Raw genomic sequence first — 18,413 nt, forward strand, 5'->3', positions numbered from 1 at the left:
CGCATCCCTGAACCTTGGTCCGTTGGGACAGAGGTTGCTCAAAGCCGCATCCCTGAACCTTGGTCTGTTGGGACAGAGGTTGCTCAAAGCCGCATCCCTGAACCTTGGTCCGTCCAGCAATCTTTTAAAGCCTAACTAACAATCGAATATAAAAAACGCAGCTCACGTGAGCTGCCGTTTTTTATATGACTCATTTTTCGTATCCAGGTTTTCCAAGCAATTCGAACATATTCTGTTTGTATTGTTCAACGCCTGGCTGGTCAAATGGATTTACGCCTGAAAGATATGCACTCATTGCACAAGCCTTCATGAAAAAGTAAAGAAGGTATCCTGCATGCTGTGCATCGAGTTTCGGCACCTCCAGCGAAAGGATTGGTACGCCGCCTTCTGCGTGTGCCAATGCAGTTGCTTCCATAGCTGTCTGATTCACTTCATGCAGAGATTTTTCCACAAGGTAGTTCAAGCCATCGCCATCTTCTTCATCGAATGGAATTTCCGTCTGATTTTGGTCTTCTGTAAAGCTAACCATTGTTTCAAAAAGCATACGGCGCCCATCCTGCAAATATTGGCCCATAGAATGCAAGTCAGTTGAGTAAATGACAGATGCCGGGAAAACACCCTTACCTTGCTTCCCTTCACTTTCACCGAATAATTGCTTCCACCACTCATTGATGCCTGCCATCGCCGGTTCGAAACTTGCCATGACTTCTACCGAGTAGCCGCGCGAATTGAGGATTTGGCGATAAGCTGCATAAAGATATGCATCATTTTCCATCAATGCTGGATTCGCTAAAGTACTCTCTGCCAATGCTGCGCCTTCCAAAAGCGAACGGATATCCACGCCCGCTACCGCTAATGGCAGAAGACCGACAGATGTCAGGACCGAATAGCGTCCTCCAATATCTCCAGGAATAACGAAAGAAGTATAGCCAGCTTTATCAGCTGCTTTGCGCAATGCCCCTTCCTTTTCATCAGTAGTCACAATAATGCGGTTCGCGGCTTCTTCTCCGTAAGCGTCAACCATCCATTTGCGGAGGATGCGGAACGCGATTGCCGGCTCTGTTGTAGTACCAGATTTAGAAATAACATTCAATGCCACTTTTTTCCCTTCGATATGAGACAGCAATTCTTCTAAATAGCGTCCACTGATATTGTGGCCCGCGAAAATCACTTCTGTTCCGCCTGCACCAAATGCTGGCAGCAATAAATCTTGAACGGCTTTTGTGCCAAGATAAGATCCGCCGATGCCGATGACTATTAGCACATCAGTATCACTTTTCACTTTTTCTGCAGCCTCTTCTAATCGGCTCAATTCAGCTTCCTCCATTTTTGATGGCCAATCCAGCCAGCCTAAATATTCTGCTCCCGCACCGGTCTTATCGTGAATTTTCTTGTGAGATGCTGCCACGAAATCTTCTAATGCAGCAAGTTCATTTGTCTCCACGAACTCTTGGATGAATTTAGTGTTTATTTTAACTGTCAATTGCATAACCTCCACTTTTTAGGATGAATTCAGTTTACCATTTTCCAGCAGCTTAAAAAAGAGTTGCTAAACAGCGCAGCTTTCGTCTATATGGAATTGAAAAAGCGTCCCATGTTTGGGACGCCCAGAGATTATTGGTTTTGATCTTTATCTCTTGCACATTCTTTGACAAAGCGATCAAAAAGCTTTTTAGAAGCCTCGTCGCCTTCTACAGCAAATTCTTCAGGATGCCACTGGATTCCCATGACAAATTGATATTTATCGCTTTCAAGGGCTTCAACCAGGCCATCGGCTGCACGCGCTGCAACTTTCAATTCTTTGGAAACATCTTTAACACCTTGGTGATGGAAAGAGTTCACATGGAAGCTTTTTTCTCCCATGATGCTTAAGAGCTGGCTATCGTCTTCCAAGGTCACTGAATGGGTGCGGTGGGTACGAAGCGCCATCTGTTTATGCTGATAAAGCGTTCCTTCAAATTGGCTTTCCAAGTCTTGATAATTAGTGCCGCCCAATGAAATATTGAGCATTTGCAAGCCCCGGCACATGCCGATGAAAGGTTTATCCAACTTCAAGAAATTCAAAATCAGCTCTTTCTCATAAAGGTCACTACCTGGATATACCGCGCCTAATCTCAAATGCGGTTCTTCTCCGTATAATGTCGGGTTAATATCTCCTCCACCCGTGACGATGAGACCGTCCAAGCGTTCGCATAGTGCAGGAATATCTTCTTCATCTACTATTGGTACAATCAGCGGAAGGCCGCCGGATTGTAAAATCGCTTTTCCATAAACCGGATCAAGAGCGTACGTCTGATCCTTTTCAACTCTTGCTGTAATGCCGATAACCGGCTTTTTCTTGTTTTTCATGATTTTATTCCCTCTTTCCCTAAGGCTCACTGTTTAACTGTCTACTTAAAGAGTCCGCTAACAAAGCCTAAGCTAAAAAAGCATACTGGAGGTTTATACCCCGTATGCTCTGCTGATAAACTTCGATTGCATTCAAAGCGGTACATTAATATGTAGTTTGCTGCTCCCTTTTTGCCAGCAATCAGGAATAGCCTGTTATTGAGGTTCGAATCTATAAAGGCGCAAGTCGACCTTTCCTGATGCTTTGACCTCAACGCCTTCTTCTTCGAGAAATGCTTGTTGGGCAAACCGGGATTCTTCGTCGCTGATTACAATTTGGCCGGCTGCGTTCACTACCCGATGCCACGGCAGTCCATATTTGCTGCTCATGCTGTGCAATAGCCTCGCGACTTGCCTAGCCCCTCTTGGACTCCCGGCAAAAGCAGCAACCTGGCCATAAGTCATGACTTTCCCTTCTGGGATATTCTTGATGATTTCGACTGCTCTTTCAGTAAATGCTTGCACTTCTTTTCATCCTATCCTTTTGCTTAATCGTTATTGATCGAGATGCTGATTATGCGACTTCGCTTCATACACTAAATCCCCTGTGCGATACCTTTCAACAACATTGTGGCTGAATTCAAATAAAGGCAGTTTCGCAGCATCAAGCGACATCCCGGAACTTTTATAATGCAGGTACTTATAATAATCGATCATATGGACAATCACTTCTTCTAAGCCTTGAATTGACGCTTCGTCTTCGAACTCCAGCTTTTTACTAAGGTTCATCGATTTGACGTCTTCGGCATAGAGATCTTGAAAACTGTCTAAATCCCTTACGGTTTGATCGAATAGCAATTGCTTTCTTTCGAATCGATAATAATGGCGCCAGTAGACGAATATTTCTTTCGCGATGCCCAGCGTTTTTGCTCCATCCGAAGCGTTCAACCCTTTTTCTACGCAAAGCCCATACATAATTTTCTTTAAGGATTTTTTATATTCTCTTTCAATGAGTCCTTTATACTGTAAGTATCTCATAAAAAACCTCCCCTGGCTTTTGAAAAAAATTATTTTATTATAAGGCGTATGGCATCAGACATTCCGGTAACGCTTGATCGTATCCGTTTCTTCAGGAATGTTCAGTTCTTTGTAAACGGAAGTGTTATGGATTTTTTCGCAGATATAGAACATGTCCGGCTGCAGATTGGCTAAACTTTTTTTGGTGGGCAAGATTTGTGCCTTTTCCATTTTGAAATCTCCGCCCAGGTGATAGAAAGCCATATTGTTATCAGCTCCCCATTCGGCGATTTTCAATTGGAGAATCTCTGTCGTCCCTGTCGCCTCTTCCCCTTCAAGCGTTCCATCTAAATGCTGGTAGACCGTGTTTCCCTCTGCCAATATGTAGCAGGCAGAAATAAGTTTTTTGTCGCGATAAGCGCCGAACAAATGCAAGATTGGACCCATATTGCTTATAAGCGCTTCAAAATAGTCCTCGGTGAAAAAATAGTAGCTGTCCGCTTCTTCTCGCCTTCTCACTTCTGAATAATAAAGCACCAGGAATTCGAACATGTGGCGGACTGTTCCCAGTTTTTTAACTTCAATGACTGGCTCTTCTGGATTATTAAGCGCTGGAACTTCGGAATCTTTTAAGAACCTAGCTAAATCGATGGTGTATGTCTCATATAGCGGCAACAGTTTCAGATGTTTTTCAAAATAAGCGGCATTGCCGAATAATGGATGAAAACGGATGTATTCTGCTATAATTCGCTCCTCCCGGCAATAGCCGGAAAATGCTTCCAGGAACTTCTCCACTAATGCAATGGGATCCCCACTTTCCCGAACTACTGGCCCCCCATATCCAAATGGAGTCGTAATATCGAAATAAACAAGAGGCTCCCCATCTATCCGGCGCTTAATGTAAGGGTATACGATGCTGCCGTCTTCGTCGGAATAGTAAAACATCAGTGCTTCGCCAGGATCCAAACTCAATGCACTAAAGAAATAATGGCTAGAATAATAAACATCCCTTATCCGCATCAAATCCAGAATTTCCTTCCAGCGCATCCCTTCCTGTATCGAAATCACCTCATACATCCCGCTCACCCCTGTTTTATCAGCTGAATCCTATTTGAATACCGTCTGTATCTTGTTCACAGAAGATTGGTTTTCTTTTTTTCCTGTTTTAAATACCGTATTTAGCATTTCCAAAATGAAAGCCAGCAGAATTCCTATTACTAATCCAAAAGCCCCTGCGACCCCCAAGCTGAATACCGTATTTTCTTCAAATAAAGTCGACTCAGGCACTTCCGAAGCACTGGAGATGATAACGGCATTGGTCGTCTGCGTCAGATTCGGAATTTCTTCTATAAAGATTTCGCCTAAGGAATTCGCAATTGCTGCGGCTTTGATTTTATCTTCTCCCGCTACAGTGATATTCAACACTTGTGAATCAGCCGGCCTAGTGACCACGATTTGTTCGTGCAGCTCTGAAATATTCGTTTCCTTTTCCATCCCCAATTCAATAATCACTTTTCTCAGGATTTCAGGGCTTCTGACAATCACGCTGTAGGTATCGGTTATGGCCGGGCCTGCGCCCATTGCAGGTCCATCAGCCATCTGAGCGGCTTCAGGGGGCTGCTCGATGAAGATCTGCGTAGTCGCCTGGTATTCAGGAACAATGATAAAGCTGTTTAAGATCCATACGAGGGCAACTGATAAAAGCGAAATCGATAAAATCATCTTGATGCGCATTCTTAAGTTTTTGACGATATTCAATACAAGCGATTTTTTACCCATGCAATATACCTCCTTTTAAGCAAAAAGACTTACAATTGAAATCATTTCTTAAAATTCAGATAATTATAGTTCATTTATATCACACTTTTTTAGTACAATCTACTCTTATCATGAAAAATTACTAAATTTTTTTGAATTTTTTAAGTAATTAGTCTACTAGTATAATTTAAATTTATGTTACAAATAAAGTAATGGTTCTTTTTAACTACTTCGAAAAATTCTAAAAGATTAGTTTCTTAGCCTTATACAATGAAATTCCTTTGAATATCAAAGCATTTCGTTCTTGCCTTGCTGTATATAAAAGAAGCACTCAACACTTTTAAAAATTTTAAATTCTCTATTGAAATCCAAAATCTACCCCACATCGCTAGAACAGCTGACAATAGAATAGTAATAAATGGGAGATGGCACCACATAATAAAAAGCCGCTTCAATTAAGAAGCGGCTTACACCTGTTAATCCTCCCATAATCCGATAATGCCGTTTCGCCGATAAATGATCCGATTAGCTTCAAGCGCTTTTAACACTTTGGATAAAGTTTGATGCGGTATATCCATATCCGTTGTGATTTCTTTTATCGTTTTAAACAGCACGCCATCAGCAGTTGCATTTTCCATAAAATATTCCATGAATGCTTGTCCAATTTCTGCGATACGGTCTGGTTCTCCTGCAAAACAATTAATGCATTGCTTCATGACTTTCTGTTCTCTAAATGGCCGAGTCTCGTAAATGTTATGTCTGGCTGACATTTTATCTCGCCTCCCACTTATTAACTTTTATATTATCTTATTTACATATATACCCTAAATTACTTTATTTATTCAACATATTCAGAATATTGTTCTATAGTTTTAATAGTTTACCTCATATTAGTGAAAATAAATAAAAAAAAGCCCTGTCTTAGAGGACAGGACTCATTTTTTCAATCTTTCATCGCGTTTTCAATAAAATCTTTCAAAGCATGGATTCCATATACACAATCAGTCAACGAGGACCATTCTTTCGGATTATGGCTGATGCCGTCTTTGCTTCTGACAAAGAGCATTGCCACTGGAATATAACGCCCGAGCACCATTGCGTCATGCCCAGCACCACTCGGAATATGGACAGGTTTTATGCCAAGCCCGTTCAATGACTCTTCCAGTTTCCGCTTTAATGTTTCTTCGATCGGCACCGGCATGATTTTGGTATTTTGCTTAATAGCCAACTGTACATTGCGGCGTCCGGCAACTTCTTCAGCGTATTGTTTAATCTGTTGAAGCAGCTTGTCCCGCGTTTCTTCTTTGATATCACGGATGTCAGCGTGGAGAACAACTTTTTCCGGGATAACGTTGATGCCATTCGGAAACACTTCCATTTTTCCGATAGTTGCGACTGAAGTACCGCTGACTTGTGCTGGAAAATCGGGAATGCCGTGTATAAATTCAGCAGCCGCTACCAACGGATCTTTGCGTCCTATCATCGGTGTATTCCCAGCGTGGCCCGCTTCACCTGTAAATTCCAGTTCAAGCCAGGCTGGGCCGGCAATGCCGCTGACGATGCCTACCGGCTGATTTTCTTGTTCCAAGCGTTTTCCTTGTTCTATATGCACTTCAACAAATAATTCCAATTCGCTGACATCGCGCTTTGCTTTTTTAAAAGCACCCAGGGAACTGCCATAATGTTCGAGCACCTGCTCCAGGTTTTCTCCATTGTAATCCCGCAGCTGCTGTATTTCTTCTTCGGTGATGTCGCCTGCCATTGCCCGGCTGCCAGTCAACCCGCTATTGAAGCGAGAGCCTTCTTCGTCCGTGAAAATGATCAGTTCGTAGGGTTTCTCTGGCACATATCCAGTTTCCTTCCACGCTTCCGCGACTTCCAATGCTGACAAAACGCCAAGCGGACCATCAAAGTTTCCGCCATTCGGCACACTGTCCAAATGTGATCCTGACGCAATCGCTTTGGCGGCATTGTCTTTTCCCTCCAAGCGGCCAATTACGTTCCCAGCTCCATCTTCGATTATGGAGAAGCCAGCTTCCGCCATCCATTGTTTCACTAATTCCTTCGCTTCTTTTTCTTCGTCAGACAAACCAGGGCGCCGTACGCCCCCGATTTGGGTATAACCGATTTTCGAAAGTTCATAAAGGCGCTTTGCCAGCCGCTCTCCTTTAATTCCTGAACGATCCAAGTTCTGATCGTAGCCGTTCATTAAGTCTTCATAAACCGGATTTTCTAAAGCCATAGTCATGCCCCTTTGCTTTCAGTCATTTGGTCAAGTATGCCCAGGCGTATTGAGCGTATAATTCCGCACCGGTTGCCATCGCATCTTCATCAATATTGAACTTTCCGTGGTGATGAGCCCATTCGGTATCTTTGCCAGCGTTCCCGCTGCCGACCAATGCAAAACTGCCCGGAACTTCATCCAAGTAAAAGGAGAAATCCTCCCCTCCCATTGTCGGTTTTTCATCGTACACTGAACCTTCGCCGAATGCTTCGACAGCCACCTGCTGGACCAGCTCCGCGCTTTCTGCACCGTTGATCACCGCTTGGGTGCCACGGATATATTCCACATGAGCTGTGCCGCCATAAACAGCAGCAGTGTGCTCAGCATAAATTTTCAATTGTTTTTCAATATGATCGCGGATATCCGGATCAAAACAGCGTACGGTACCTTCAAGTTCCGCATTTTCCGCAATGACATTAAAACGTGTGCCGACGGTCATTTTGCCGACCGTCACCACCGCCGGCTGCTGCGGATCAATCGTCCGGGAGACGACCGACTGCACATTCATGACAAAAGAAGAAGCGATGATAGCTGCATCGATGCAGTCTTGCGGCATCGCCCCGTGGCCGCCCTGGCCTTTGAAATGAACCTTGAAAATATCCGCGGATGCGAAGGAGGGCCCTGGCCGGCATGCCACTTTATGTGTCGGCATCTGGGACCAGATATGGATGCCAAAAACATCATCCACTCCGTCGACAGCCCCTTGGCTGACCATCGCTTTTGCTCCTGTCGCCACCTCTTCTGCTGGTTGGAAGATGAATCGAACGCTTCCTGGAAGCTGTTCTTTGACAGCAACAAGCGCTTTCGCCGCAGCAAGAAGCATCGCTGTGTGGGCATCGTGTCCGCAAGCATGCATTTTGCCGGCTTGGGCTGACCTGAATGGCAGATCTTCATTTAATTCGTGCACCGATAAAGCGTCCATATCTGCACGCAGTGCTACGGTTTTGCCAGAGTTCCCGCCTTTAAATGTACCTATTACGCCAGTAGGCTCTGCTTTCCAGCAATCAATCCCAAGCCCTGTCAAATAATTGTAGACAAATTCGGACGTGTTATATTCTTCCCACGATAATTCCGGTTCGCTGTGGAGCTTTCTTCGGATATCGATCATTTCATCGCTATTGTCCTGAATCGCTTTTTTGATGGTTTCATTGATCATTAGTAAGAACCTCCATTTTTATAGGAAGCCGACAAATATCCCGGCTAAAATGACAGAAACAATCGTCACGGTGATAAATCCAGCTACAAGCATCGGCGGCAGCATATGGCTCGTCAACACTTCCCGTTCCTTCTCATCTTTTGTCAGGGAATTGATGACTTCCACGGTGATGACGTAATCCGCCGGGAATCCGTACAGCGCCGTCAAGGACACGGCAAAAGCCATTTCTTTGCTGACTTTCAGCAGTTTTCCGACGATGAAAGAAAACACATACATACCCGCTACCCCTAATGCGATCAAAGTAACAAGCGGATAAATGATTTCAAGCATCATGCTTGGCGTTGCATTCTTCAATCCGTCGAAGACGAATAACAGCAATCCAAGGATGGCGAAACCGAATCCATTGGCTTTTTGGAGTGGGTGGCGTTCAAGGAAACCGATGCTGCGCGCAACTACTCCAAAGAATAAGCACAGGACGAATGGACTGATTTCCACATAAGGAGCAGCCAAAGTAGATACCAAGTATGCTGCATAGCCGACAAGTGCCAACCGGAAAAATTTGAAGAAATCCGTATTGTATTCAGGTGGTATTTTGGCGAACATTTTCGGTTCGCGCACCTCTTCATTCGGTTTAGCCTTTTCATCTATTGGTCCGCTTTGCTTTAAAGACAATTCGTTGTTTCTGTATTTTTCCAATAACGAACGGCCTTCACGCTTCAGCATGATCGACGTCAGCGGGTAACCGGCAAAGCCTTGCATAACGTAGATGACGATGGCGAAAACCGCTAACGTCGGCAAGCCTGCTGCCTCTGCCCCTTCGGACATGATCAATGCTGAAACGACACCACCGACCAATGGCGGGATCGCCACTACGACTGTTTGGAAATCGAACAGCAGCATACCGATGCCGAACAGAGCCGCAATAATCCCCAAGATTCCGGACAAAGCGATCAAAATGGTTTTCCATTGCGCTTTCAGCTCTTGAACCGACAGCAATGTACCCATATTAGTGATTAAGAGATAAATAAGCACCGTGACAACAGCCGGTGGAATGCCTGCAATCGCTACGATTTCTGGAGGGAAGAATGTCCAATATCCCAGCAGGAATAAAAATCCACTAATAAAAATAGAAGGAATCCATGCTTTTGTGCGAATCGAAACGACTTCGCCGATAAACAAAATAAATGCTAAAATCGAAAATGCCAACATTTGAGCCATGCTTTTTTGCCTCCTATTCAATATCCACCAAAATCCTTTACTTCAATAAAGGATTGTTGCCATCTTAGCATAATTATTTGCGCAAGAAAATAGAATAAATGCACAATTTAGAAATTGCCAATTGTTTTGATAACGTTTACAATGGCTTTAGATTGCGGTTTATGCTTTATGAATTTTCCTGTATTTAATTTTTCCCTAAATGCTTACGGGTTTATTTATTGCCAGTAGAGGTATGTGGATAGAATAGTTATAAATTGAAGGAGGCTGCATGAATGGAAGGCAAAAACTATATCAATGGTGAATGGAACACAGAAGGTGACGGCGTCATCAACGTCATGAACCCGGCAACCGGTGAACAAGTCGGAACGGTTCCGAACGGCGGTGAAAAAGAAGCGACTGCTGCTGTCGAAGCTGCTGCTGCAGCATTCCCCGGATGGTCCAAGACGACTGCTTATGAACGCGCTGAACTTTTGATGAAATGGCACGACTTACTATTAGAACATAAAGAAGAAGTCGGCGAGATCTTGACGAAGGAAATGGGCAAGCCGCTTGCTGAAGCTATTGGTGAGGTTGAATACTCCGCTTCATTCATCTCCTGGTTCGCTGAAGAAGGCAAACGGCTATACGGCCGAACGATTCCGGCAAGCAAAGAAGGCAAACGGATCCAAATCAATAAACAGCCGGTAGGCGTTGTGGTATCGATCACCCCATGGAATTTTCCGGCAGCAATGATGGCGCGCAAAATGGCGCCTGCGCTAGCAGCGGGATGTACATTCGTTTCCAAACCAGCGAAGCTGACGCCGCTCACTGCCGTGCGCATGTTTGAGTTGGCGGAGGAAGCCGGATTCCCGAAAGGCGTCATTAACCTGGTCACAGGCAGTGCCAGCAAAATCGGCAAAGTCTTCACCAGCCATCCCGACGTTAGGAAGTTAACCTTTACAGGGTCAACCGAAATCGGCAAGGAATTGATGAAGCAGAGTTCGGAAACGATGCTTAACCTGTCTCTTGAACTGGGCGGCCATGCACCGATTATCGTGCTCGATGATGCAAATCTCGATCTGGCTGTAGAAGGCGTAGTGGCTTCTAAATTCCGCAACGCTGGCCAAACTTGTGTTTGCGGAAACCGGATCTATGTCCAATCGGGAATTGCTGATGAATTTGCCAAACGCCTGCAGGAAGCGACCTCCAAGCTGAAGGTCGGAAATGGCATGGATGAAGGCGTGACGATTGGGCCGTTGGTCGATAAAGACGGCTATGAAAAAGTTCAGCAGCATGTTCAGGACGCAGTTTCCAAAGGAGCGAAAGTATTGATCGGCGGAGACGGTTCAACGGAAAACGATTCCTATTTCTATAATCCGACGGTGCTGGTGAATGCCAGTTCCGACATGCTGGTCATGCACGAAGAAACGTTCGGACCAGTCGCGCCGATCATGACATTCGAAAAAGATGAAGAGGCAATTAAGCTGGCAAATGATACACGCTTTGGCCTGGCCGCTTATTTCTTCACTGACAGCATGACACGCGGTACTTATATTGCTGAAAACCTCGATTATGGCATTGTAGGATGGAACGACGGTGCGCCGTCAACCGCTCAAGCGCCATTCGGCGGCATGAAAGAAAGTGGAATTGGCCGAGAAGGCGGACAAGAAGGCCTCGAAGCTTTTGTTGAAACCAAATACATTTCCATCAAAATCTGATAAACGCAAAAAAGCGGTCCGGGGATATCTCTCGGACCGCTTTTTATGCTGATTATACCACTGTCTCAAATGATTTTATGCCAGATGGGCTCGGTTTAGTAAAACTGCAATCGTAATGTGGAAATTGTTCACTCAAAGAATTGCAGATTTCCTGCTCCCGGCCTTCGGGGGCCACGATGAACAATGAGGGGCCAGCTCCACTGATAGCCGAACCATATGCCCCTGCCGCCCGGCAGGCCTGGCGAATCTCGGCAAAATCCGGAAATCTGCTTTGCCGGAAAGGTTCGTGGAAAGCATCCTTTTCCATCATGCGCCCTGCTATCCGCCAATCGCCGCGCACCAATGCGGCTGCTAAAACATTGCCGGCCGCACTGCTAGAGATTGCCGCACCGTATGCAAGGCTTTCTGGCAGCAGCCCTCTCGATTCCGAAGTCAGAAATTCAGTCGGCGGCACCATCAGCACTACTCCTATAGCAGCATCCGGAATGTGTACCACTTCCAAGTCCTCGCCTTCTGCATAGGAAATTGTCAATCCGCCCATAAGCGAAGCGGAAATATTATCAGGATGCCCTTCCATTTCGGTACCGATCGCCACTTTTTCTTTCATCGGCATATCAATTCCCAGCAAACGCACGCAGATTTCAATGCCCCCAGCAATGGCGGAGGCGCTGCTGCCGAGGCCTCGTCCGAGTGGGATGTCCGTCTCCACTACCAATTTAGCCGGCGGCAAGGTTCGGCCGAGTTTAGAGGCAGTGTGCATTGCCGCTTCGACGATTAAATTTTGGGCTGCGCCAGCTAAATGGCTGTAGCTGTCATCTTTGTATTCAATGTGCCATTGTTCAGCACGGGAAACGTGGATCGTCAACTGGAGGTCCAAAGCTAGGCCGATCGAGTCGAAGCCCGGCCCCAAGTTTGCCGTCGAAGCCGGTACGATGACTGTAAAATCCGTCCACATCATACCTGAACCCCTTTTTTCAAATCCTCCCAGAAACGTTCCATGTCTTCAGGGACCAATTGTGCCTTGTCGGCATTGACCGCAATCGCAGTTTCAGGATCTTTCAACCCATTGCCCGTCAATACAGCAACAATCGTTGCGCCTTTTTGGATGCTGCCATTTTCCACCTGTTTTTTGATGCCGGCAATCGATGCACAAGATGCCGGTTCTGCAAAAACGCCTTCTGTCGAAGCCAGCATTTGGTAAGCTTCCAAAATTTCTTCGTCTGTCGCTTCCAAAATTGTGCCTCTGGATTCATCTAATGCGTTGAGCGCAAGCTTCCAGCTCGCCGGATTGCCGATGCGGATCGCTGTTGCCACCGTTTCCGGGTTGTCGAACACCCGATTATGGACAATCGGCGCCGCTCCCGATGCCTGAACGCCCAATAATTCTGGCCGTTTTGCCCCTGTTTTTTCTGCGTATTCACTGAAGCCTTTCCATGAAGCGGAAATATTGCCGGCGTTGCCGACCGGCAACGCGAAGATATCCGGAACTTTCCCGAGCTGGTCAATCACTTCAAATGCAATTGTCTTTTGCCCTTCCAAGCGATATGGGTTCACCGAATTCACCAATGCAATGCCGGCTTCTTCCCCAACTTCACGGACCATGCGCAGCGCTTCGTCGAAATTGCCTTTGATTTCCAGGATTTCAGCGCCGTACATTTTGGCTTGCGCCAATTTTCCGAGTGCGATGCGCCCTTCCGGAATAACGACGATTGTCCGCATGCCGGCTCTAGCCCCGTAAGCGGCAGCCGATGCCGATGTGTTGCCTGTCGAAGCGCAGACGAGCACCGATTTCCCTTCTTCTTTCGCTTTCGCAACCGCCATGACCATTCCGCGGTCCTTGAACGAGCCTGTCGGATTCGCCCCTTCAAGCTTGACGTATAAATCGATGTCCCATCGTTCAGACAATTTATCCAAGCGGACAAGCGGCGTGTTGCCTTCTTGCAATGTCAAAGCTGGTGTATTTTCAGTGACCGGCAGCCACTCTTTGTATTGTTCGATCAATCCAGGCCATCTCATGCAGATTCCTCCCCTTCAATGCGGTAATGGCTGATGACGCTAGCGGTCCCTTCCAAATCGCCGAGCACGTTCAAATGCTGCTGGCGGGAAATGCGGTGTGTCAATAAAACCAATTCCGCTTTGCCTTCTTCTTGTGCTGGATGCTGCATGACCGATTGGATGCTTGCGCCATGCTTGCCGTAAATCGACGTCATTTTCGATAAGACCCCCACTTCATCCGTAACCAAAACGCGATGGAAATACTTCGCAAACTGCTTCGATTCAGGCTTCATGACCCGCTCGTGCTGCGCCGAATGGACCCGCTTGCCATTGACTTCCAGCAATAGGTTGCGGCAAGCGGCGATAATATCAGAAACGACTGAAGTCGCAGTTGGCAAAGAACCGGCTCCAGGACCGTACAGCATCGTCTCGCCGACCGCGTCGCCGTGGATATAAACTGCGTTATATTCATTGTTCACAGATGCCAGTGGATGTGAATTCGCCATAAATACAGGTTCTACGGCCACTTCAATTCCATCTTCGTCTTTTTTCGAAGAACCGATCATCTTCATCGTGTAGCCGAAATCCGCTGCCATATCGAGGTCGCCGTCGCGGATTTCTTTCATGCCCCGGACGAGCACATCATCGAGATGGACCTCGGTGGAAAACGCCAGCGATGACAAGATGACCATTTTCCGTGCTGCATCCAGTCCGTCGACGTCAGCTGATGGATCTGATTCCGCGTAGCCGAGCGCTGTCGCTTCGGCGAGTGCATCTGCGTAGCTCATATTTTCCTTCTTCATTTTTGTCAGGATGAAATTGGTCGTGCCGTTGACGATCCCCATCAAGCTGCTGATGCGGTCGGAAGCAAGTCCATCTTCAAGCGTGCGAATGATTGGAATTCCGCCTGCTACACTCGCTTCGTAAAACAAATCACATTTCTGTTCATCGGCGAGCTTCAATAATTCATGGCCATATTCTGCCATGACATCTTTGTTCGCTGTCACTACCTGTTTGCCGGCTTTCAAGGCTTCTTCAATCGCATTTTTAGCGCCATCGATACCGCCCATCACTTCGACAATGATATCTAATGAAGGATCATTCAATAATTCATGAATATCTGTGCAGAACACAGACGGATCCAGACTGGATAGTCTTTCTTTGTTAATATCCTTGATAAGGACTTTTTTGATGGTTACCTGGACGCCCAATTTATGGCGTAAATCCTGCTGATGCTGCTGCAGGATGGTGGCTACACCGCTGCCTACTGTCCCCAGTCCTAATAATCCGATTGAAATTTCATTTTTCATTGACGATTCCCCCTAGGCTGTGTACACTGTGAAAATACAGTTGTTTTTTGCATAAGGACATTATAGTATTATATAAATTCGAAAGCAACCCCTTACTCCCACAAAGATTGGATCTGATGAGATGAAAGTAAGTAAATTCGGCGGAACTTCCGTCGCGAGCGCCGCACAAATAGAAAAAGTGGCAAACATCATCAAAGCGGATCCAAGCCGCCGCATCGTCGTCGTTTCCGCTCCCGGCAAACGGTTTGACAATGATGTGAAAGTGACAGATCTGCTGATCCGGCTGGCAAATGCCTCGCTGGCCGGCGAACCGGTAGATAGAGCATTGGACGATGTACTGGCCCGTTACCGGGATATTGCTTTAGACCTTGGGCTTGATGATGGCATAACTTCCATCATAGCCGATGATCTTGCTCGCCGTTTGGCTGCATCGAAAGAAAACCCTTCCTTGTATTTTGATCAATTAAAAGCGAGCGGTGAAGACAATTCCGCTAAGTTGATCGCAGCATACTTAACTTCAATCGGCCTTCCTGCCGAATACATCAACCCGCAAGATGGGGGACTCGTCGTTAATAATCCGCCGGCACGCGTCCAAGCATTAGCGGAATCATACGCCAATCTTTCCCAACTCCGCAACCGCCAAGCGATCTGCGTCTTCCCGGGTTTCTTCGGCTTTACGGAAACTGGCATGCTCCGCACATTCGACCGCGGCGGTTCGGATATCACCGGCTCTATTCTGGCTGCAGCAGTAGGTGCGGAACTTTACGAGAATTTCACTGACGTCGACTGTGTGTTTGCGGCAAACCCGAAAGCGGTGGATAATCCGGCCGAAATCGAGAAAATGACGTACCGGGAAATGCGTGAATTATCTTACGCCGGCTTCGCTGTGCTTCACGACGAAGCATTGATGCCTGCTTTTAAAGCATCTGTTCCGGTATGCATCAAAAATACGAATAATCCCTTTTCCAAAGGAACGATGATTGTTGCAGAGCGGGATTTTTCCGAACGGCCCGTTACAGGCATTTCAGCCGACAGCGGTTTTTCCACGCTCTATGTCAGCAAATATTTGATGAACCGTGAAATCGGCTTCGGGCGTAAATTGCTGCAAATTTTGGAAGATGAACAAGTCTCCTATGAACACATCCCTTCCGGCATCGACAACCTTTCCGTCATCGTCAGAAGTTACCAATTGACGCCAGGCAAGGAACAACGCATCGTCGACCGCATCAAAAATGAATTGCATGCAGACGATGTTTCATTCAGCGGCGGCTTTTCAATGGTCGTCCTCGTCGGCGAAGGCATGAAATACTCTACTGGCCTCGCTGCCAGAGCAACTCAAGCCATCGCCCGCACAGGCGCCAACATCGAAATGATCAACCAGGGCTCATCAGAAGTCAGCTTGGTGTTCGGCGTATTGCAAAAAGACGAAACGAAAATCCTGCAAGAACTTTACAGCGAATTCTTCACGCCGGTATTCGCCGGCTGAACTCCCCCCTGCGCACATCGGCAGGGGGATTTTTTTACGTAAAGGCAGGAAATCATTTCTAGTAATCAGAAAATTATGATATTATGGAATCATTCTGAAGGGAGGCTTTTTTAATGACAGGAATTATCAAACCGAACCCGAAATTGTACGTAATGGATAATGGCCAGCTCAGCATGGACAAGAATTACATGATTTCCATGCACAACCCGGCAAGCGCGGAAAACCCGAATGTGCCGAATGAGCTGGTGAAGTTCCCCGTTTACACCGTCCTGATCGATCATCCGGATGGGAAAATCCTTTTTGACACCGCCTGCAATCCGGAGTCCACCGGCTTAAACGGGCGCTGGGGCACTGCGACCCAATCGCTGTTCCCGCTCGATATGCCGGAAGAGTGCTACCTCCACCATCGCCTGGAAGAACTCGGCGTACGCCCTGAAGACATCAAGTACGTCGTGGCTTCCCACCTTCACCTAGACCACGCAGGTTGTCTCGAACTCTTCACGAACGCCACCATCATCGTCCATGAAGACGAATTGAACGGCGCTCTCCAAACATACGCACGAAACACCAAAGAAGGCGCATATATCTGGGGGGATATCGACGCTTGGATCAAAAATAACCTCCAATGGAAAACGGTGCGCCGGACGGAAGACGGCTTGAAGCTTGCTGAAGGCATCCATCTCCTGAACTTCGGCAGCGGACACGCCTGGGGAATGCTAGGGCTGCAAATCAATTTGCCGGAAACTGGCGGGATCATTCTTGCGTCAGATGCCATCTACACCGCAGAAAGTTACGGGCCGCCTGTAAAACCGCCGGGCATCCTCTACGATTCAGTCGGCTATAACTCGACCGTCGAGCGCATTCGAAGAATTGCGCAAGAAACGAATTCCGACGTCTGGTTCGGGCACGACGCAGCGCAGTTCAGCAAATTCCGAAAATCCACTGAAGGCTATTACGAATAATGGAGGACATGATTCATGACTTTTTCTAAATTGGTTTTCGCTCCCTTAAGCTATACCGGCTGGGGATCACTCGAACAGCTGATTCCGGAGCTCGAGCGCTTTGCGCCAACTAAAATCCTCCTCGTCACCGATCCGATGCTCGAAAAAATCGGTTTGTCCGATCAAGTGTCGAAGCCGGTGCGGGACGCGGGCTATGAAGTCACGCTCTACACCGACGTCGTACCGGAACCGCATCTGGAAACCGGCGAGAAATTGGCAGCGTTCATACGCGGCAACGGCTTTGATCTTGTCATCGGGGTCGGCGGCGGCAGCGCGCTCGACCTGGCAAAACTCGCAGCCATCATGGCGACGCATGAAGGGCCGGTCGCAGACTACCTGAACTTGACCGGAACGCGCAAAATTGAACACAAAGCATTGCCGCTTGTCCTGATTCCGACAACTTCCGGCACAGGTTCCGAAGTGACGAGCATCGCCGTATTATCGCTCGAATCATCCAAAGATGTCATCACGCACGACAATATGATTGCGAGTGTTGCGATTGTCGATCCGCAACTGACGGTTTCAGTACCCCCGAAAGTGACCGCCGCGACCGGCATCGACGCTTTGACACACGCAGTTGAAGCTTATATTTCAATCAATGCCAGCCCTGCGACGGATGGCTTGGCGCTGCACGCCATAAGGCTTATCTCGAAATCTCTGCGCACAGCCGTCAAAGATGGCGGCAACAAGCAAGCGCGCACTGATATGAGCCACGGCAGCTATTTGGCTGGATTGGCATTTTTCAATGCGGGCGTCGCGGGCGTCCATGCACTCGCTTATCCGCTCGGCGGCCAGTTCCACATTCCCCATGGCGATTCCAATGCCGTTCTGCTGCCTTACGTCATGAGCTATATCCGCAAGAGCTGTCCGAAACGCATGGCGGATATCCTTGAAGCGCTTGGCGGCAACCCAAGTTTCTTGTCCGAAGAAGAAGCGTCCTATAAATGCGTCGATGAGTTGAAGCGCATTGTTGAAGACGTAGGCATCCCCTCGACCTTGTCCGGTTTCGATGTGCCGGAGTCTGCGCTCGACAGTTTGACAGCGGATGGCGTCAAGCAAAAACGGATTCTTGCCAGAAGCCCGCTGCCGCTCGAAGAATCGGATATCCGCAAAATCTATCAGTCGGCATTCGATGGTGTCCCTGTCGAACCCGCCACCTAAAA

The 18,413-nt window shown here is 47.3% G+C and carries 17 protein-coding genes; 4 read left to right on the forward strand and 13 right to left on the reverse strand.

Going from position 1 to position 18,413, the window contains the following annotated elements; genetic code table 11:
• Positions 1 to 190: 190 nt before the first annotated feature.
• From EGV91_RS01415 to EGV91_RS01460, 10 genes are all read right to left on the reverse strand, one after another.
• Positions 191 to 1,489: a glucose-6-phosphate isomerase gene (locus tag EGV91_RS01415; protein ID WP_135500396.1), complete on the reverse strand. Its 1,299-nt coding sequence runs from the start codon at positions 1,487 to 1,489 to the stop codon at positions 191 to 193.
• A 125-nt stretch (positions 1,490 to 1,614) separates the two neighbouring features.
• Complete coding sequence (locus EGV91_RS01420; protein WP_135500397.1) at positions 1,615 to 2,349, reverse strand: gamma-glutamyl-gamma-aminobutyrate hydrolase family protein; 735 nt, start codon at positions 2,347 to 2,349, stop codon at positions 1,615 to 1,617.
• Between the two features lie 195 nt (positions 2,350 to 2,544).
• Complete coding sequence (locus EGV91_RS01425; RefSeq protein ID WP_135500398.1) at positions 2,545 to 2,853, reverse strand: MGMT family protein; 309 nt, start codon at positions 2,851 to 2,853, stop codon at positions 2,545 to 2,547.
• Between the two features lie 30 nt (positions 2,854 to 2,883).
• Positions 2,884 to 3,366 (reverse strand): hypothetical protein, encoded by a 483-nt coding sequence (locus tag EGV91_RS01430; protein ID WP_135500399.1) that lies wholly within the window; start codon positions 3,364 to 3,366, stop codon positions 2,884 to 2,886.
• Positions 3,367 to 3,420: 54 nt separating this feature from the next.
• Positions 3,421 to 4,422 carry a GNAT family N-acetyltransferase gene (locus tag EGV91_RS01435; RefSeq protein ID WP_135500400.1) on the reverse strand — a complete coding sequence of 334 codons (1,002 nt, stop codon included), beginning with the start codon at positions 4,420 to 4,422 and terminating at the stop codon, positions 3,421 to 3,423.
• A gap of 30 nt (positions 4,423 to 4,452) precedes the next feature.
• Entirely contained in the window at positions 4,453 to 5,124 is a 672-nt protein-coding gene (locus tag EGV91_RS01440; RefSeq protein WP_135500401.1) for a YveK family protein, read from the reverse strand.
• A gap of 455 nt (positions 5,125 to 5,579) precedes the next feature.
• On the reverse strand, positions 5,580 to 5,873 hold the full coding sequence (locus tag EGV91_RS01445) for an RPC34 RNA polymerase subunit family protein (RefSeq protein ID WP_135500402.1): 294 nt from the start codon (positions 5,871 to 5,873) through the stop codon (positions 5,580 to 5,582).
• A gap of 173 nt (positions 5,874 to 6,046) precedes the next feature.
• Positions 6,047 to 7,351, reverse strand: coding sequence for a M20 family metallo-hydrolase (locus tag EGV91_RS01450; protein WP_421958235.1), 1,305 nt, complete (start codon positions 7,349 to 7,351; stop codon positions 6,047 to 6,049).
• 16 nt (positions 7,352 to 7,367) lie between these two features.
• Positions 7,368 to 8,543, reverse strand: a complete 1,176-nt coding sequence (locus EGV91_RS01455) for an amidohydrolase (protein ID WP_135500404.1) — start codon at positions 8,541 to 8,543, stop codon at positions 7,368 to 7,370.
• 18 nt (positions 8,544 to 8,561) lie between these two features.
• Positions 8,562 to 9,761 carry a hypothetical protein gene (locus EGV91_RS01460; RefSeq protein ID WP_135500405.1) on the reverse strand — a complete coding sequence of 400 codons (1,200 nt, stop codon included), beginning with the start codon at positions 9,759 to 9,761 and terminating at the stop codon, positions 8,562 to 8,564.
• A 272-nt stretch (positions 9,762 to 10,033) separates the two neighbouring features.
• Here EGV91_RS01460 and EGV91_RS01465 point away from each other — a divergent pair, with 272 nt between their 5' ends.
• A complete protein-coding gene (locus tag EGV91_RS01465; RefSeq protein ID WP_135500406.1) occupies positions 10,034 to 11,458 on the forward strand; it encodes an NAD-dependent succinate-semialdehyde dehydrogenase in 1,425 nt (474 codons plus the stop codon).
• A 52-nt stretch (positions 11,459 to 11,510) separates the two neighbouring features.
• Here EGV91_RS01465 and thrB read toward each other — a convergent pair whose 3' ends face one another.
• The 3 genes from thrB to EGV91_RS01480 are packed head-to-tail and all read right to left on the reverse strand — an operon-like array spanning position 11,511 to position 14,763.
• Positions 11,511 to 12,416: a homoserine kinase gene (gene thrB / locus EGV91_RS01470; protein WP_135500407.1), complete on the reverse strand. Its 906-nt coding sequence runs from the start codon at positions 12,414 to 12,416 to the stop codon at positions 11,511 to 11,513.
• Entirely contained in the window at positions 12,413 to 13,474 is a 1,062-nt protein-coding gene (thrC, locus tag EGV91_RS01475; protein WP_135500408.1) for a threonine synthase, read from the reverse strand. The genes thrB and thrC overlap by 4 nt, the downstream gene beginning before the upstream one ends.
• Entirely contained in the window at positions 13,471 to 14,763 is a 1,293-nt protein-coding gene (locus EGV91_RS01480; RefSeq protein ID WP_135500409.1) for a homoserine dehydrogenase, read from the reverse strand. Before EGV91_RS01480 ends, thrC begins: the two co-directional genes overlap by 4 nt.
• Before the next feature lie 121 nt (positions 14,764 to 14,884).
• Here EGV91_RS01480 and EGV91_RS01485 point away from each other — a divergent pair, with 121 nt between their 5' ends.
• From EGV91_RS01485 to EGV91_RS01495, 3 genes are all read left to right on the forward strand, one after another.
• Positions 14,885 to 16,249, forward strand: coding sequence for an aspartate kinase (locus tag EGV91_RS01485; protein ID WP_135500410.1), 1,365 nt, complete (start codon positions 14,885 to 14,887; stop codon positions 16,247 to 16,249).
• 113 nt (positions 16,250 to 16,362) lie between these two features.
• Positions 16,363 to 17,211 (forward strand): AhlS family quorum-quenching N-acyl homoserine lactonase, encoded by an 849-nt coding sequence (ahlS, locus tag EGV91_RS01490; protein WP_135500411.1) that lies wholly within the window; start codon positions 16,363 to 16,365, stop codon positions 17,209 to 17,211.
• A gap of 15 nt (positions 17,212 to 17,226) precedes the next feature.
• Positions 17,227 to 18,411, forward strand: coding sequence for an iron-containing alcohol dehydrogenase (locus EGV91_RS01495; protein WP_135500412.1), 1,185 nt, complete (start codon positions 17,227 to 17,229; stop codon positions 18,409 to 18,411).
• Positions 18,412 to 18,413 lie beyond the last annotated feature (2 nt).

Source organism: Planococcus koreensis (assembly GCF_004761975.1).
GTDB lineage: Bacteria > Bacillota > Bacilli > Bacillales_A > Planococcaceae > Planococcus > Planococcus koreensis.